Source organism: Niastella soli (assembly GCF_017742245.1).
GTDB classification, from domain to species: Bacteria; Bacteroidota; Bacteroidia; order Chitinophagales; family Chitinophagaceae; genus Niastella; species Niastella soli.
In genome coordinates this window covers 525256-543446 of record NZ_JAGHKO010000001.1, presented here as the reverse complement: position 1 = coordinate 543446, position 18191 = coordinate 525256, and the positions used below count along the sequence as shown (strand labels likewise).

At 38.0% G+C, this 18191-nt stretch carries 13 protein-coding genes; all 13 read right to left on the bottom strand.

The annotated features are described in order from the left end of the window. Positions 1 to 3 precede the first annotated feature (3 nt). Entirely contained in the window at positions 4 to 2178 is a 2175-nt protein-coding gene (locus J7I42_RS02020; RefSeq protein ID WP_209137101.1) for a glycosyltransferase, read from the bottom strand. Further along, complete coding sequence (locus tag J7I42_RS02015) at positions 2148 to 4283, bottom strand: glycosyltransferase (protein ID WP_209137100.1); 2136 nt, start codon at positions 4281 to 4283, stop codon at positions 2148 to 2150. Before J7I42_RS02015 ends, J7I42_RS02020 begins: the two co-directional genes overlap by 31 nt. Before the next feature lie 39 nt (positions 4284 to 4322). After that, complete coding sequence (locus J7I42_RS02010; protein ID WP_209137099.1) at positions 4323 to 5057, bottom strand: ABC transporter ATP-binding protein; 735 nt, start codon at positions 5055 to 5057, stop codon at positions 4323 to 4325. Between the two features lie 5 nt (positions 5058 to 5062). Continuing rightward, the gene (locus tag J7I42_RS02005; RefSeq protein WP_209137098.1) at positions 5063 to 5842 is read right to left on the bottom strand and encodes an ABC transporter permease; all 780 of its coding nucleotides are present in this window, start codon (positions 5840 to 5842) and stop codon (positions 5063 to 5065) included. A 535-nt stretch (positions 5843 to 6377) separates the two neighbouring features. Beyond that, positions 6378 to 8636, bottom strand: coding sequence for a glycosyltransferase (locus tag J7I42_RS02000; protein WP_209137097.1), 2259 nt, complete (start codon positions 8634 to 8636; stop codon positions 6378 to 6380). 91 nt (positions 8637 to 8727) lie between these two features. Next, positions 8728 to 10899: a glycosyltransferase gene (locus J7I42_RS01995; RefSeq protein ID WP_209137096.1), complete on the bottom strand. Its 2172-nt coding sequence runs from the start codon at positions 10897 to 10899 to the stop codon at positions 8728 to 8730. A 45-nt stretch (positions 10900 to 10944) separates the two neighbouring features. Then, positions 10945 to 12123 (bottom strand): glycosyltransferase, encoded by a 1179-nt coding sequence (locus tag J7I42_RS01990; protein WP_209137095.1) that lies wholly within the window; start codon positions 12121 to 12123, stop codon positions 10945 to 10947. 20 nt (positions 12124 to 12143) lie between these two features. Continuing rightward, on the bottom strand, positions 12144 to 12479 hold the full coding sequence (locus J7I42_RS01985; RefSeq protein WP_209137094.1) for a hypothetical protein: 336 nt from the start codon (positions 12477 to 12479) through the stop codon (positions 12144 to 12146). 34 nt (positions 12480 to 12513) lie between these two features. Next, a complete protein-coding gene (locus tag J7I42_RS01980; protein ID WP_209137093.1) occupies positions 12514 to 13404 on the bottom strand; it encodes an NAD-dependent epimerase/dehydratase family protein in 891 nt (296 codons plus the stop codon). Next, entirely contained in the window at positions 13401 to 14378 is a 978-nt protein-coding gene (locus J7I42_RS01975; protein WP_209137092.1) for a Gfo/Idh/MocA family protein, read from the bottom strand. Before J7I42_RS01975 ends, J7I42_RS01980 begins: the two co-directional genes overlap by 4 nt. Positions 14379 to 14386: 8 nt before the next feature. Further along, a complete protein-coding gene (locus tag J7I42_RS01970; protein WP_209137091.1) occupies positions 14387 to 15838 on the bottom strand; it encodes an NDP-hexose 2,3-dehydratase family protein in 1452 nt (483 codons plus the stop codon). Positions 15839 to 16031: 193 nt separating this feature from the next. Next, complete coding sequence (locus J7I42_RS01965; protein WP_209137090.1) at positions 16032 to 17156, bottom strand: glycosyltransferase; 1125 nt, start codon at positions 17154 to 17156, stop codon at positions 16032 to 16034. A 94-nt stretch (positions 17157 to 17250) separates the two neighbouring features. Continuing rightward, positions 17251 to 18075: a glycosyltransferase gene (locus J7I42_RS01960; RefSeq protein WP_209137089.1), complete on the bottom strand. Its 825-nt coding sequence runs from the start codon at positions 18073 to 18075 to the stop codon at positions 17251 to 17253. Positions 18076 to 18191: the final 116 nt, after the last annotated feature.

Below are 18191 nucleotides of genomic sequence, written 5' to 3'. Positions count from 1 at the left end.
ATGTTATTTCTTTATTTTGGAGAGAATATATAATGCTCTTTTTCTTAACGCCGGTTTCTTCTTGATATAATTAATTGCCTTTTTAATAAGCCTGTTATTGTTAAAGGGAATATGCTCGTCTGTACCAAAAGTTGGATTATCAATTTTATACCCTGGTCCATTGGCATTGAGCAGGCCGGTTAAATCGACGGCGTGGAGCGCATAGAACGCTGCATGTTTTTCGGCTATATAACGGTATGAGAATAACAGTTTTTCACGGGTAAAATTGCGGACCATCGATGTTTGCCGGATCCGGTAATTCCATAGTTTTTCTGGTATAACCACTCCTCTCCACCCGTTCTTTACCAAATTTATTACGCTTTCCCAGTCTTCGACCCCATATTCCAATGCAGCATCATTCCAGCCATTTTTCGTGAAGGCAATCTTTTTATAAATGAGCGCGCTGCTGTTGATCATATTATGATACAACAGGTAAGGTGGCTCGGGTATAAAAGCGGGCCAGCTACCGGTTGATCTTTCAAAGTATTGTGCCCAGCAGCCTACGAAGAATACGTTTTGTTTGCTTTGTAAAATGTTTATGGCTTTACTGAAATAGGTGGGCTGTACCGTGTCATCAGGGTCTAAAAAGGCCAGAAACTCACCACTGGCATGTTGCACACCTTTATTTCTTGCTGCAGATAGCCCTTTATTAGTTTGTTCAACCAGGGTAAATTGGTATTTATTCTGCAGTGTTTTCAATACTTCAATACTTCCCTGGTCATTAGAGCCATCATTGACAACAATTACCTCAATGTTTTTATAGTCTGAGCTATATATAGATTCTAAAGTTTCATTTACATAGGCGCCCATATTATAAAAAGGAACCACTATAGAGAGCAGATCTTTTTTGCCGGTTTCTGTAATTTGGTATTGGGGCGTATTGCTTTGGGTAACAAATGGGAATGGCCGGTTAGCATGGTGTAAGGCTGCTGCACTTTCAATTACTTTCAGTTTTTGTGCATATACGTTTTGGTAATTATGTCTTTCTTCAACCGATTTAATCGCGTTTATCCTGATCTCGCGGATCTGCTCAATGGGCAGATCATTAATAACATGGACCTGTTTTTCCAGGCTGTTTTCTTCGTTGTGGTCGAATAAAAATCCATTCTGTTTATTTACCAGAATTTCGGTTTGGCCGCCTTGTTTCGATGCCAGTACAATATTCCCATTGATCAACGATTCAATAACGGTATATGGATAATTATCCCCGATGCTTGGAATTAATATTACGGCACCGTTCCGGGTTTTTTCTTTCCATTGTGCAGGCGACAGGCTGCCTAGTTGTATAAGTTTACCTGCCTTAATTTCATTACCATATTTTTTATTTACCCATTCCTGCATATCCATGCGTTCGGGATGGTAATAATGGTTTCCGCCTCCGATCAGGAACAATGGTTTCTTCCAACCGGCAAGCCATAACTCTCTGAAGCCTTTTAATAAGGGCACAATTCCTTTCTGGGGTGTAAGCTTTCCAAAAAAGAACCAGTTATCGCGCGGGTTTGTTGTATTATCCAGTTGCGTTTTCTGCGATTGCTCAAATGGCAGGGGAACTACTGTTACTTCCGGTAAGTCAGGAATAAATGGCTTTATTGCATGAACTATAAATGCACTTGGTGCATTTAATTTATCGGCAGCCATAATACACCAGCGTTCCATTTGTCCAATCCAGAAATAGGGTAGCTGCATGGCCGGTACCCTGTTATACTCATAATATAAGAAGGAGGGTGCGTGTAAAGTAAGCACCACTTTAAGTTGATTGAAAAGCGGATAGTTCAGGTGCTTAAACTGCAGAATGTAATAGGCAATGCCTGCATATTCCTGCGATTCAAGTATATCGGGTAAACCCTCCGTCTCCATAAATTCCCTGATTACATTGGCAAATTCAAAAGCCAGGGATGTTTCAGGACCCAGGAATGCTTCCACTTTGGTTTTATACCGCGAAAATTCAACTATTCTGATCCCATTGGTAGTAGTGATCTTATTGGTATCTGAATACTGGCTGGGCACAAATACAGTGACATCCCAATCCTGCTGTTGTAACATTTTTGCAGTATGATAGCAATAGGTGCCAATGCCACCACCATACATGGGGGGATATTCGGTAGTAATTAACCAATACTTTTTTTTCCTCTGGTCCATAAGTACTGTAACGGTCTTTTACGGGTAAATACTTTATAAAATCGCTTTATTATTTTAATGACCCGCCGTTGTTTCCAATCGGGGCCGGAAGGTAGTGATTGTTCCTGCTTCCAGCTACTAATGTTTTGATAATAGTTTTCAATAGATTCTGCTTGCGATAATGTGGTGGTTAGAGGCGCACGCGGGGTAAGAAGCTTTTCAAAAGATAATTGCAGGCTGTTGTGTGTAAGGGAGATGTCAAAGTGTTCCGCTACCCGTTTTCTGGCTGCTTCAGCCATTCTCTTTCTTAATGCAGCGTCATTGGCCAGGGATTCAACGTTGGCGGCAAAAGTTTCAATAAACTGGATATTATTGCCTGTAAACGGTAATATGATCCCGGTACCGGGTTCAATCAATTCCTGCTGGCCGCCTACAGCGGTTGCTACTACGGGTGTGCTTACGGCCATGGCTTCATACAAAACAGTAGCAATGCCTTCCCAGGCTGATGGCAATACTAAAATATCGGCCATTTGTATGGCTTCAATGTTGGCAGTATAAGACAATGAACCCAAAAATCTGAAATGGTGTTGTAGCCTTTTTTGATATATTTTTTCTTCCAGCAGGTCCTTTTCAGGGCCGTCGCCGGCAATAGCCAGTATAAATTGAACGCCCTTTTTGGCGAGGGTCGCGGCAATATCCGGCAACAACAAGGCATTTTTTTGCTCAGTAAGTCTGCCCGAAAAAAGCAATACCAACTGATCAGCTGATTGAAGCTTGAAAAAGGCCTTCTTTCTGGCGGGCCTAACAGTTTCTTCAACAGGGCGGATATTTTTGGTATCTACGTTAATATAAATGGTCTCCAGTTTATCAGTCGGTACGCCGCGGGAAGTCATAAACCGATGGATCTGGTTACTGGCCACTACATGTTTATCGATAGCGGCAGTATAGTCAACTGCAATTTTAGGATAACCGCCTGCCTTCCAGTTTTCCTCTACCAGGTGCATGATGTCGATAATGGCCAATTGGGCATGGGATGCCTTTAGCCAGGGTAAAATGTAGTAAGCTGGCAGAGAATGAGAAATAACCAGTAAGTTGATCTGCCAGGTTTTTATTACATAATTCCAAAGTATAGGATAGGCAGTGCCGTCGGCCAGTGCTGCAAAATGATAGATTTGGCGGGAATATTTTTTAAATTCAGCTTCATGGCTGTGTGTGCCCGCATTGGTGGTAATCAGTATAAAGTCGAACACAGAGGCCAGTGTGGCCATGTAATTCAACGTAAAGCGTTCTACGCCGCCCAGTTCGAGCCAGGGCAGTACAATAAGCACCGTTTTTTTGTTATGCTCCGGAGCTATGCTATTCATGAGCACATCCATCGCAGGTACTTCGGTATATATGCGCTTTTGGGGATTCGGGAATTGTTTTTTTAAGGAGGCGTATTTAGTTTGAAGATCGCTTTTGATCTTTTTCTGCATACGGCCATTATCCCAATTTTCCCATTTATTATGTTGGTTATCGTGTATGCGGTAATGAAATAAATATTCGGGTATGGTGTAACCCCAATATCCGGAATTGGCAGCCTGTAACCAGAATTCCCAATCTTCCAGACCGTTCCTTCGGGCTTCATTAAATTGAAGGTGGGTAAATAATTTTTTACGAAAAAGACCTGCAAAAGCCACCCAGTTCTGCTGTAAAAAAGCTTCTTTTTTATCAAGGCCTGCCTGCCAGTTATAATTTTTAGCGCCAAAACCGGTTGACCATGAATTTACAAAGGTAAATTCGGGGTTAAGTTGAAGCGTTAACCAGGCTTTTTCAAGGTAATCGGGCTCAATAAGATCGTCTGAATCCAGAAAAAAGATAAAATCAAAAAAAGCTTCCTGTACCCCTTTGTTCCTGGCGGCGGGTAAGCCCATATTATTGGGCAGGGAAGCTATTCTGATCTTTTTATTTAAGCTGCTTACTTTTTCCAGTATTTCAAGAGAGGTCGTATTAACACTTCCATCGTTAACAATAACCCATTCCCAATTGCTGTATGTTTGATTGATAACAGCATTATAAGTTTCCCAAAAGACTTCGGATTGATTAAAGAACGGTGTTACAATGCTTATACCTTTTGCTGGGTCCATGAAAATGAAAATATTTATACGTGCAATCGATATGGCTGGTTAGGCATTGTCCTGTACGTACAGCTCAATTGCTTTTTGTGTTTCGCCAAAATACACGAGGCTGCCATTTTTCATAAATGCGGCTCTGTTGCAATACTTCTGTATGGTTTCCATGGTATGGCTCACCAGGATAACCGTTTTTCCAGCTATCCAGCTCGACTCAAATACCCTGATGGCCTTTTCCTGGAATTTCATATCGCCTACGGCAAATATTTCATCCAGGAACATAATATCGGCGCCGGCGTTCACGGCAATTGAAAAGCCCAGTCGTGCCACCATACCCGATGAAAAGTATTTGATCTTAGTGTCTACAAAATCCTGCAGCTCTGCAAACTCTACTATCTTATCAAATATATTGTCAATGTCCTTGATCTTCATGCCCAGCACAGATGCGGAAACATAGATGTTTTCACGAGCTGTAAGCTGGTGGCTCATACCTACGCCCAGGTTCATCAATAAGGTACTGCCGTAGATATTAATGTTACCTGTATCACAGGGGTATACGCCTGCAAGCAACCTAACCAGTGTTGATTTACCACAACCATTCCTTCCTAAAAGGCCTATACATTCACCTTTATATATGTCGAAGTCCATCTGTTTAAGCGCTTCAACCTTTTTCCTGCGGGGAGGATTAAACAGGTTGAATAAACGATGCTTCACCGTATTGTGGCTATCTTCAGAGATATGAAAGGTTTTACTTATGCTTCTGGCCTGTATAGCGAGTTCTTGTTTCACGTGTTTTATAGTTTTTCAGCGGCTTTAGACCCTAATTTGTTTAACAATAATAAACCAATCACCAACAATATAATAGCGTAGGTGAAGTCGAATAGGAAAAGTTTAAAGTCAGGGTTAGTGCTTTCCATAGTAGTACGCCTGGCATTAATAATTATTCCAGCTATAGGGTTAATATAATCAAAGGTTGGCAATGCTTCTTTGAATGTGGAAAGCCTGTAAATTACAGGTGACAGGAAAAAGAGGAAAGAGGTAAAAACCTGCCATACCTGAGTAATATCTTTTGCTATTATATATATGTTAGAAAGAATTAATGATACTGCCAATGATAGGATAAAAAGATTAATAAAAAGGGGAATTATCCAAAGCGTATAGAAGGAGGTATGCATGGCATCTTTTTCAAGAATATTGAGGAAGAGCAGAAACATTATAAAATTGAAAAAGAGGCCTATAGTATTACTTAACAGCGTTGAAACATATATTTCAAGCTTGTTCATATTGCTGTATTCATACAGATATTTCTTTGTGTTCAGGATCTGTACTGTACCAGTAGTAGACTCAAGAAAAAAGTTCCATAATATCAAACCAATAAATAAGAAGGATGCAAAAGCTGGAATAGCCTGTTTCATGATGACTTGAAAAACCACATAATATATAGCTATATCCATTAGAGGTTTGATAAGGGCCCAAAGAAGACCCAGCTTGTTTTCATAATACCTCAATTTAAATTCAATTTTCGCCAGCAGCCACAAACGTTCATTTTTATTGGATCGTTTTACCCAGTCCACAAAGACACTTTTGACCATATTTTATATTTATCTGATTTTTATTGGATTATACATTTTGGCAAACATCATTGCAATTAAAAGAATTTATATAGAATTGATAAAATCAGCTGGATATGATGACGCCAGTTTTTCTGGGTTTAATAATAAGTAACTGATTATCAATTGGTAGTGAATATAATGATTGCAATAGTAAACAATAAATTGCAGCGGCAAAAGTATTATAAATCCGCAATGCTTTTACTATTTAGCCCAATGAATAAATTATTTTGGAACCTGCAACATTTTTTAGAAAAAAAAGATCATTACTGGCCTCGGCGGGAATTTAATCTTGTAGAGGTTGAAGGGGAGGCGTGGATTTTAGAAATATAAGGTATTGTAAATGATATGTTTATAAGTAAATATCAGGCTTGATCATAGAAAACATAAAGCCCAGTTGCAAAGCCATATTGTAGGTCTTTGCAACTGGGCGATTTGTAAAAAAGTTCACATTCAGGCCAGAAAGGCAATGGGCATACCGCTGCGGTGTGTTCCGCGGTTACTTTGAGTTCTTAAAAAATGATTTTAAAGATCGATGACCCTGTAATAACTTAATTAAATGGCCGAATCTTTGGTACCATAAGGGAAGAACATCGTACTCTTTGGCATACCATTGTTTAAGAACATGATATTCCTGTTTCCACCAACCCAATTCGTTGACCTCATCGGGCGAAACGATAGACATCTGTGGATTTAAGTTAGACGATTTTTGGTTTTTACTAATTACAATTTCGTTCCATAAAGAATCGGTGATTGACTGTTGTTGCAAGAACAGGCTTAATGAAAATACATAATGCTCTTCTTTGACAGGGAGTCTTGTTTTTGCTCTGTTTTTGTAAGCAGTTTGTAAATGTGCATGCATTTGATCATGCATCTGTTTAATATCGTACTGCGCTACTATTTTTTTTCTGGCTGCTTTTGCAAGCTGCTCCCTTTTAGGAACGTTGGTTATCAGGTCAATTAATATGTCGGCATATTGTTCTGCTTCGGTGGTGGGGTTGGATTTGGGGATAAGGTATCCGCAATTGTCATCGATCAGCTCCTTTTGTCCGCCCACATTGGCGCTTATATATACTAATTCTTTGGCCATTGACTCGTATAAGGTTATAGGAATGCCTTCGTTTTCAGTTGGTAAAAAGAAAATATCGGCGGCATCCATATAATTTAAGTGCTCCTTATGCGATACGTATCCCTTGCATAATATTTTTTTATCCAGCTTGTTAGCTGAAAGGTATGTCTTAAGTGAAGATAAAAGCGGTCCATCACCTAAAAGCACACAAACAAAATTCTGGGTTTTGGAAAGTACTTTCTGAATGGCTTCTGCTAAAACGAAAGGCTGTTTAGGGGCCACCATCCTTGCAGAAAATAGAATAACGGTTGCATCGTCTTTAATACCTAATGAGTTCCTTATTTGACTTCTCTTTTCGTGATCTTTCTTCACAAGAGATACGTCAATGTTGGTATGGCAAACTTCAATGGGGCTTCCCTTCTTTCTTCCTTCCTCCAGTTGAAACAAATAGTTTTTTAAATGACTGGTTGTTACAATTGTTTTGTCAATCAGATCGGCATATACCGTGTTCATTCTTGCATACCCGCCGTTCAGCCAGTTAGGATCTTCACAGTGGAAGCAATCCACGATCGGAATTTGTGAGAAGTGACTTTTTAAATAGGGTATTAAATGATAACCATAGAGAGAATTTGAAGTAAGTATCAGCTGTGTGTTCCTGGAGGTGATCAGATAAGACACAGTTTTATAATAATCGTATTGATCAGAATAATTAGGCAGAAAAAAGATATCCTGAGTAATTTTCTGGAATTCCTTTAACCAGGGATGTGAACTTTTTAACGAGCATGCAATGGTAATATTCCAGCCTTTTTCTTTCAGGCCTTTAATAAGGTCGAGATTAAATTTATCGGCGCCGCCAATTTCCAACCAGGGAATAATGAACAGTAACCTGTTGGCATTGTCTTCCTGCGCATTTTCAGCTATCTGGTATTGCGAAAGCTGTGGTATTTGGTATTGATAACTTGCGAATGTCTTGTTGGGAAAACCATTCGCATTGAGCGCTGATTGATATTTTTTTCTAATGGTCAGTCCAAAATTCTCAAGGTTGCTCGAAGAGCTTAAAACAGACCATCTTCCTGCAGGGTCACTTCTTCGATAGAAGAAAAGGAATTCGGGAATAGTATAGCCCCATAATTTTTTATAAGCAGCATTAAGCCAGAAATCCCAATCTTCACCTCCTTGCCTTAACGATTCGTCGAAGGTTATTTTCTCAAACGTACTACGCTTTGTTAAAAAACAGATGGTATTTCTGTTTTCATACAAAAACAGTTCTCTTTCATGAAATCCGCCACGCCATTCATAATCATGGCTGCCAAAGCCGATTACATAAGAATTTACAAAGTCAAAGGAAGGGTTATTCTCTAAAGTTATATAGTATTTTTCTATAGCGGTAACATCCAACAGGTCATCTCCATCTATAAACAGCACATATTCTCCCGAACTGGCGCGTACACCGGTATTTCGGGCAGCAGACGATCCTTTGTTGACGTCATGCCTCTCTACTTTTATTTGAGAGTATTTATGTATTACAGCATTAATGACTTCCAGTGATGTTTCCTTTGTACTTCCATCATCAACCAAAATAACTTCAATATTTTTATAAGTTTGGTTTTGAATACAGCTTAGTGTTTCAAATAAAAATTCAGTGGGATTGTACACCGGAATAACGACTGTGATGAGTTTTTGTGACAAAAGGACTTCTTTAAGGTTTGGCACTGGCATTGCTATGGTTTGAGTATGAGAAATTGTTTTTAAGAGAACTGGTATTTGATTTAATTACTTTTTAAATAAATTTTTTGAAGAGGGTTTTAATCTTCATTTTTTTATCCTGTTTGAAAGCAGCAATTTTTTGTTTTATCACTCTCAAGGCCTTTCGCACCAGCTTTTGATCCCTATTAATTGAAATTTCGTTCCATAATGTATCGCTAATTGACTGTTGGTGTAAATACAGGCTTAACGAGAATACATAATGCTCTTCTTTAATAGAAAACTTTGTTTTTGCTCTGTTTTTGTAAGCAGCTTGTAAATGTGCATGCATTTGATCATGCATCTGTTTTAAATCGTACTGCGCTACTATTTTTTTTCTGGCTGCTTTTGCAAGCTGCTCCCTTTTAGGAACGTTGGTTATCAGGTCAATTAATATGTCGGCATATTGTTCTGCTTCGGTGGTGGGGTTGGATTTGGGGATAAGGTATCCGCAATTGTCATCGATCAGCTCCTTTTGTCCGCCCACATTGGCGCTTATATATACTAATTCTTTGGCCATCGACTCGTATAAGGTTATAGGAATGCCTTCGTTCTCAGTTGGTAAAAAGAAAATATCGGCGGCATCCATATAACTTAAGTGCTCCTCATGCGATACGTATCCCTTGCATAATATTTTTTTATCCAGCTTGTTAGCTGAAAGGTATGTTTTAAGTGAAGGTAAAAGTGGTCCATCACCTAAAAGCACACAAACAAAATTCTGGGTTTTGGAAAGTACTTTCTGAATGGCTTCTGCTAAAACGAAAGGCTGTTTAGGGGCCACCATTCTTGCAGAAAATAGAATAACGGTTGCATCGTCTTTAACACCTAATAAGTTTCTTATTTGGCTTCTCTTTTCATGATCTTTCTTTACGAGAGACGCATCAATGTTCGTATAACAAACTTCAATGGGGCTGCCATTCTTTCTATTTTCATTCAGTTGAAGTACATAGTTTTTTAAATGCCCGGTTGTTACAATTGTTTTGTCAATCAGATCGGCAAACACCGTGTTTATTCTTGCATACCCTCCGTTCAACCAGTTAGGATCTTCACAGTGGAAGCAGTCTACTATTGGAATTTGAGAGAAGTGACTTTTTAAATAGGGTATTAAATAATACCCATACAGAGAATTTGAGGTAAGTATCAGCTGTATGTTCCTGGCAGCAATCAGGTAAGACACACATTTATAATAATCGTGTTGATCTGAGTAATTAGGCAGAAAAAAGATATCATTAGTGATCTTTTGGAATTCCTTTAACCAGGAATGTGAACCTTTTACTGTGCATGCAATGGTAATATTCCAGCCTTTTTCTTTCAGGCCTTTTAACAGGTCGAGATTAAATTTATCGGCGCCGCCAATTTCCAACCAGGGAATAATGAACAGTAATCTGTTGGCATTGTCTTCCTGCGCGTTTTCAGCTATCTGGTATTGCGAAAGCTGTGGTATTTGGTATTGATAACCTGCGAACGTCTTGTTGGGAAAACCATTCGCATTGATCGCTGATTGATATTTTTTTCTAATGGTCAGTCCAAAATTCTCAAGGTTGCCCGAAGAGCTTAAAACAGACCATCTTCCTGCAGGGTCACTTCTTCTATAGAGGAAAAGAAATTCAGGAATAGTATATCCCCATAATTTTTTAGAAGCTGCGTTGAGCCAGAAATCCCAATCTTCGCCTCCTTGCCTTAATGATTCGTCGAACGTTATTTTCTCAAACGTACTACGCTTTGTCATAAAACAGCTGGTATTTCTGTTTACATACAAAAACATTTCTCTTTCATGAAATCCGCCACGCCACTCATAATCCTGGCTGCCAAACCCGATTACATAAGAGTTTACAAAATCAAAGGAAGGATTATTCTCTAAGGTTATGTAGTATTTTTCTACAGCTGTTACATCCAGCAGGTCATCACCATCTAAAAACAATACATATTCTCCCGTGCTGGCGCGCACACCAGTATTTCGGGCAGCAGGCAATCCTTTATTGATGTCATGCTTCTGTATCTTTAATTGGGGGTATTTTTGTTTTACAGCATTGATGATTTCGAGGGATGTTTCCTTTGTACTTCCATCATCAACTAAAATAACTTCAATGTTTTTATAAGTTTGGTTTTGAATACAGTTTAGTGTTTCAAATAAAAACTCATTTGGGTTAAATACCGGAACAATGATAGTGACAGGCTGTAAAAGAGTTTGAAGGTTTGGCGATGACATTGCTTCTGAATAAAAAAATGACAATTTTTTGAGCGTAGACTTGTTTTATAACTTTTTTTTCTTGAATATGTTTGTGAAAAGGTTAATGAAACTAATATTTTGTATATCCTTATGAATGGCTTTGAATTCTTGTGATTGACTTTCTGCTTTCTTATCTATTTCAATTGAAACATGTTGGATCTTATCTTCTACATGTTGGACCTTATCTTCTACATGATGGATCTTATCTTCTAATAGTTCAATACGCTTTATAAGTAAATCATTTTGAATTGTAATTGTTTCACTTAATTTTTCCAGGGTATTATTCCATTTTAACAAATCGCTAACTTTCTCCTGGATATTATTTATAATATCAACAATTTCAGTGTAAGTTCTTTGATATTCAATTATTATTTGATCTTTCTCCTGGTGAAGTTTTAGGTTATTAAACTCGTTTTCAAAATGTTGTTTCCAGTAATAGATCTCATTGGCAGTAGATTCCTGCTGCTGTATAGTTTTTTGAAGGGTAGAGATGTATTTTTCCTGCTCGCTTGTTTTATACCTTAAAAAATCAAAGGCCTCGATCAGCGTTTTTTTATTGACCCAGGTTCTGGCCCAAACATGTACTGCTATGGTTTCGGGAAAGATGTATTTTTCAAATTCATTTATTTTGTATGCTTCGGAGTAATGGATTGGGTAAAAGTATTCAATTGGATATAGCTTAATATCGCCTAACAGTTGTTCTTTATAATCAGACAGATTTTTTAAGCGGATAAGTAATTCTGTAGTAAGTCTTGGCGAAGATAAATTTGCTTCTTCACTGCCGTCGAATTTAACAAGTAATTCATTGTGACAACTAGTGATGAAGTCGTGATCTTTCTTTGCACCAAAAATTGCATTATTTACCCAAAACGTATTATCCTGCGCATTGAACTCTTCAAATCCATAAAAGCAATCATTGTCCAGCAATGAAGTCAGGTCTTTTACCAGTTTAATATCTGTGTCTAAATATATTCCTCCATGTTCTTTAATGGCATAAAGACGAACATAATTACTCATGTTGGCCCATTTTCTTAACCCCTCTGCTTTTTTAAGGTACGGGATCTGCAGGGGTGCGTTGTCTTTATTCCAAAAAATAAATTGCCAGTCTGGATGCCTTTTTTTCCAATCTTCAATGTAATCCATTTGCTCAACAGGAATTGAATCCTCTCCAAACCAGCAGTAATGAATAATTTTTGGAATCACAGGTATATAAATAAGGTTGTTTAAAAATATCTTTTTATTTTTTCTTTGATAGTACCCAAAAGACTTCTTCTTTCATATGTTCTTTTATACCAGTCAATGTCATTCTGCAGTTTGGTAATATCACCAAGTAATTTATTGATCAATTGATTGTTTCCTGCATTGGTTTGACTACAACTTTGCAGTTTTTCCTTCAGGTCTGTAATCAAATCCTGGTTGCCTTCCAAGTTTTTTTTCAGATTATCTATCTCTTCTTGCTGACGGTTTATCAGTTCCTGTTTAAATTTAAACTCAGTTTCTATGAATTGTTTTATCCATAGTAACGAATTGTTATTATCAGCCGTAACCCTGTCTTCCATAATCTAAAAATTTATACGTTTCATTTCTAATTGCTTATATGCTTTGCAACCAGGTTTGAAAACTGTTTTTTAAAGGTTTCTGAATAAGCTGAGAAATTCGTGATCCGTCGAAAATTGTATCTCCACTTTCCAGGCTGGCATCCATTTTAGGCCAGTCTTTAAACTCCACAGTCACACTATATTTCGCAGCTATTTGTTCAGCCACTTCTTTTAATGAAAAAGTTTCGCCACTTATATTCAGTGTATTGTTAACGGAACCTTCTTTGCTCAGGGCATGATATATTTGCAGGCATATATCTTCTACATGGGTAAACGTCCGTTTGGGCTCTCCCTCACCGAAAAGGGTAATTGGCTCACCGGCTTTTGCTTTTGTTAAAAAAAAGCCGATAGTGCCATAAGAATAACTGTCTGCAAATAAATTGCCGTAGGGAACACAGATACGAAAAATTGAAAATGGTACATCAAAGTAGTTGCTGAATTGTTGCACTACCTGTTCTCCGAACCATTTATTTAAAGCATATATAGTTTTAAATTCTTTTTCCGCGTCTTCAGACAATAAAGTATTTGCCACCCCTTTATATACAAGCCGGGAGGAAGGAAATACTATTCTCGGTTTTTGACTTGCTGTTCTTACCTTATTTAGTAAATGCAATAGCCCTTTTTCATTGACATCAATATAATTTTCATAGGTATTGTAGGCCGCAGCAGTCCCTGTTATACCAGAAAAATAAAATACATAATCAACTTGTGTATCAAAACGGTCAAAATCTGATTTTAACTGAATATCCAGGGAGGTGTAACCTGAAATATTTAAATCACATGTTGGTTTTTTCCCATAGCCATAAACTTCCCATCCTTGTTGCTGAAGAAACAAAGAAAGGTGTTTGCCAATATATCCGTTACATCCTATAACTGCTGCCTTCATAGATTAACTTTTATAGATGTATTGCGCACACAATCCAGTAATTTACTTTGATTAAGAACATCTTCCAAGTGTTCACTATGCTTGTTGGAAAGCAGGCTTGAATAGAACTCGTCAAGTATATTAACAAAGTGATTGTCGGCAGGCATTTCTAAATTTTCAGTTCCAGTCGCTTTGTCCACTGTTATTCTGGGCATCTCATTTGTTTTTGGGGTAAAAGCCTTATTGGCAATTAACCGTCCGGTACTGCCCCAAAACTCATAGTTGCATTGATAAAAGTTGTCGAAACCAAATGATAGTTGGGCTACAACACCACTTTGATTGCGCAACGTCATATTTCCATAAATATCAGAATCACTTTTTGGATCGATGTATAAAACAGCAGATAATACCTGCAGGTCGCGGCCAAGGAACCATTGGGCTGCTCTTAACGTATAAGCCCCTGCATCCAAAAGCGCTCCGCCACCAACAGCTTTATCATACCTGAAATTAGATTTATCAAGTGGTGGAAAACCAAACTGGCTGCGAAATAGGCGGATTTCTCCTATATGTTTATTCTGTAACATTTCCCATACAGCCTTATGCTGGCTATGGTACCGGAACATAAAATTTTCCATTAATAACAGCCCTTTGGACCTGGCTAAATCAACAAGTTCCCGGGCCGAGTTATAATCCAAGGCTAATGACTTTTCTGCCAGCACATGTTTGCCTGCCAGCAATGCCTTTGCAATCCATTCTTTATGCAGCCCTGTTGGCAAGGGCATGTATACGGCTTCAATATCTTCTCTTTGCAATAGTGAATCATAGCCAGTAAGCGGAGTGGTATTGAATTGCGCGGCCAGAACCTGTGCTTTATCGGCAGTACGACTTGCAATTGCTTTCAATTCAAACTTATCGGATAAATTGATAATAGCTGGGATTACTGATCTTTGCGCGATATTGGCACAACCCATTACACCAATTCCAATCTTTTTCATAAACTTATTTAAAATGTTACCGAGGCTAATAAGCTTCTGGCTTGAATATTCAGATAGTTATTGAACTTAATAAAAGTGTATAATTGGTTTAGGGTCATCCAACAATAATTTTCAGGTACTTCCTGAGAAAACCTTTCATCCATTTCAACTATTAAATTTAAATTTTGTTCCCTGTAAAAACGGCCACCTTCTTCTGATTGAAATGCTTTATAAATTATGTTTTCTTTCGGGGCATTCAACACTTCATTAATAAAGGGCACTTCATAGTCGTTCAGGCCCTTTCGATAATTACCCGTAAGGCACTGGACAGTAGGCGCCAGTTCAAGAATATCAAAATTTCCAGCTTCTATTTTAGCCTGAACTAAAAAGTGAAGCACACCATTTATTTTTCTTACTATAAAGCCAATAATACCTTCCTGGGCCGATTTAACGATGGGTTGCGACCAGTTTACTACCTCGCGGTTACTTATATGAACATCAACAGCTATCACAGAAAAATACTTGTGGTCTTCGTGATATAGTTCATTCTCATTTTTTTCCCACTTCTGTACATCTTTCAGGGGTATTCTTGAAACTTCCAGATCGTAGGTGCTTTTCAGGGAGGTTATCCAAGAAATGATCTCTTCAAATGAATGTAGTGCTGCGCTGGTGTCCAGTGCAGTAATTAACATTTGCCTCTTATGGCTTTCTTCATTTGTTGAGCGATGGACCAGTTTATCCACCAGGTTAATTCCATTCACCGCATACGACCCAAAGCTGATACCCGATAATACGGTCCTTGTATCCATATTTATCAGGTTATCGATCTGTAATAGACTTTTTATTTGCCCAAGCGTAAGCCAGCAAAAGTTGTCGTACATAGGAATGTCGCCGGTTACTTCTATAATGATATTTCTGTTTCTCTTCTTTAAGAACCGGGCTCCCTGTTCAGATTGGAGTTGATCTAATAAGACCTTACCTTTTTTTGAGGCGAAATATTCCAGGTAAAGTGGGGCATTGCCTTCATGAACTCTGGAATAATTACTTTTTGTAGCCTGTAAAGTTGGCGATAACTGTACGTAATTAATATTTCCAGGTTCTATTTTGGCTTGCATAAGAAAATGCAGAATGCCATTTATCTTTTTCGCAATAATACCTAAATAGCCTACTTCTGGTTGATTTATAATAGGTTGAGTCCAGCTAGGTACATTGCCCCAGTTGGTATTTATTTTGATCCCTTCTATAGAAAAGAATTTGCCGGATGCATGCACCAGATTGCCTGTTTCAGGATGAAAACTCCATTTATTTAATTTATTAAATGGAATGGCATTGATGTCAATTTTTAAGGCATTTCTCTGTTCTTCTACCCACTTAACAACATTTTCAGTGCGAATGAACTGTCCCTCTACTTCCAACGCTGACTGTAAAAAAGAAATTTCAGCTTCTTGATTTAAAGACTGAAGTTGAAAATGACCCAGCATATTTTTGTAAATTATTATTATATAGTTGGTTATTTGAGGGCTTTTCTCCTGGAAAGGAAGAGTAAGTTGGCTTTTTTTGGTAAAAACTTATTAATTAAATGACTAATCTCATATGTAAATGGACAAAATTTCCATTTATACAAGTAATGATCTATAAAGTGTTAATGCTCGTTTACTTTATATATTTAATTATTTAATTAAGAAGAGCGGGAACCAGATAATTATCATCTTCCTTAGACCGGCCTTCATATAACTGCCTGTACCGGGTAAAGGTATGATTTACATTAAATGATTCTTTACCATGAAGGGCAGAAAATTCTCCCATAATATTGAGCATGCTGGTATTATTAAAGTATTGCAACAGTTTAACTATTGCTTCAGAATGATGTTTAAACAGGTCGCCGTTTAAACATGACTTTACCAGATCTCTATTGCCTACGCTATCTGTGAGCAGAACAGGTTTCCTTAATGCCAGGGCTTCCAGAACGGCATATGGTAAACCTTCGAAGTTGGCGGTAGATAAATATACATTAGCTGAGGAAATCAAGCGGGCTACTTCCTCGCCAGGCATCCAACCGGTTATTGTTATATTAGAAGATGTAAGAAGCGCTCTTTCGGGTCCGTCGCCTATCCAAATGAATTCAAACTGTTTAAATTCCTGAAAATACTGTGCAATGCTATTGAACAGGACTGGATTTTTTTGATTTATAATACGTCCACTGGTTACAATGCAGAATTTTTTACTTGAAGGCCTCATTTCCAGACCATTGAAGCGATCGAATGTAATGCCATTGTTTATGGTAATGGCTTGAATACCAGCCTTTTCATATTCTTCTTGTTCGGAAGGGGAACAGCAAACTACCTGACCACCAAAGCCATTGCCCAGGCGTTCAAGTTGTTTATAAAGAAAGTTTGTCATTTTATTGGTGCCTACAAGGAACGGGGCACCATTGGGTGTATAAATTACATTATTGATTCCCAATACCTTACATACCATTCTTCCAATAAAACCACTTTTAGAGGAGTGTAAATGAACGGCATCGATCTGATGTTGCTTTTTCAGTCGCTTTAAAACCTTATATAATTCAAAAAAAGCCGCAAAATCTTTGGTCAATCGTATGCTCCGTTGAGCAGAACGCCACCGTACAAAACGGGCATTCGTTCTGGCAAACTGTTTCCTTATGTCAGTAAATCTTGTCACATTGGCTCTTTCGCCATGTACGATAATATGCTCATCATTAGGCATATTTTCAACCAAGGATTTAACAAACATTACAATCCCACCCGCAAAAGCCTCCGCCACATGTACAATTTTCATAATAAATGGATTTAATGGTAATAGCAACTCATTTGTTATCAGGCTCTTATAAAATAACTCCTCTATTTATCATATGGCATTTGATTCGTGATTACTAAACTCCATACAACAACCTTTTCATGGCAAACACCAGGTTGTACGGAATAATTAAGAGTAACCTTAATTTTAAAACCCCCAAATAACGTAAAACCCTATTTCTTCCGTATTCCTTTACCACTTTAATTCGGCTATTCAACTGTTTTTTTCTGGAACTCAGCGAAATACCTTTATGATTTATTTCTGTGGTCACAAGGTATTCCGGAATAATGGCCACTTCGCCGTTTTGCATTAACTGATAAAAGAACCCATAATCCTCTGCATCAGGAAAAGTATCAGGGTATTGCGGGATATCTTTCATTGCATCACTCCGCCACATTACAGTAGGATGGATGAAAATATTCCGAAAATGCATACCCCTTTTTATCTTTTTATGCCGCGTTGGGGTAATATAGCGGAAAGCTATATCGGTGGAATGGTCCTTAAATATGCACCAACTGCCAACCAGGTTTATTGGTGGATGTTCCTTCAAAAAAGTTACCTGGTGGTAAAATCTTTCTGGTGAACAGGTATCCCCACAATCGAGCCGGGCAACAAAAAGGGCGTCGTTTTGCTGCCTGATCCATTGAAGCCCCGTGTTCAATGCAATTGTAATCCCTTTATTACAAGGTAATTGTATAATTTCAATAGAAATATCCCGTGAAATGTGTTTGTACAGGTCATCCAGCGTCACAGGCTGTACACTACCGTCATCAACAATTACCACTGCATATTTATCTGTGTCATATTGTACACTTTGTAATGAGTGAAGCAGCCCCGGTAGGTTATTGTAAAAGGGTATTAACAGGTAAAAATCAATTTTTTGGAGATAAGATTTCTTCATCTAATAAAGGGTTATACGAAATCAAACCTTCACTGACAGTGGTTTTTAATTAATTCTGCAAATGTAATCGCATTTTTAAACATTTGGCTGCTAAAAGAGTGTAAAAATGCCTAAAA

Bases quoted from the DNA above. Each gene is read 5' to 3' on its own strand.
- J7I42_RS02020 (WP_209137101.1), bottom strand. From the start codon at position 2,178: ATGGACCAGAGGAAAAAAAAGTATTGGTTAATTACTACCGAATATCCC.
- J7I42_RS02015 (WP_209137100.1), bottom strand. From the start codon at position 4,283: ATGGACCCAGCAAAAGGTATAAGCATTGTAACACCGTTCTTTAATCAA.
- J7I42_RS01995 (WP_209137096.1), bottom strand. From the start codon at position 10,899: ATGTCATCGCCAAACCTTCAAACTCTTTTACAGCCTGTCACTATCATT.
- J7I42_RS01985 (WP_209137094.1), bottom strand. From the start codon at position 12,479: ATGGAAGACAGGGTTACGGCTGATAATAACAATTCGTTACTATGGATA.
- J7I42_RS01980 (WP_209137093.1), bottom strand. From the start codon at position 13,404: ATGAAGGCAGCAGTTATAGGATGTAACGGATATATTGGCAAACACCTT.
- J7I42_RS01975 (WP_209137092.1), bottom strand. From the start codon at position 14,378: ATGAAAAAGATTGGAATTGGTGTAATGGGTTGTGCCAATATCGCGCAA.
- J7I42_RS01970 (WP_209137091.1), bottom strand. From the start codon at position 15,838: ATGCTGGGTCATTTTCAACTTCAGTCTTTAAATCAAGAAGCTGAAATT.
- J7I42_RS01965 (WP_209137090.1), bottom strand. From the start codon at position 17,156: ATGAAAATTGTACATGTGGCGGAGGCTTTTGCGGGTGGGATTGTAATG.
- J7I42_RS01960 (WP_209137089.1), bottom strand. From the start codon at position 18,075: ATGAAGAAATCTTATCTCCAAAAAATTGATTTTTACCTGTTAATACCC.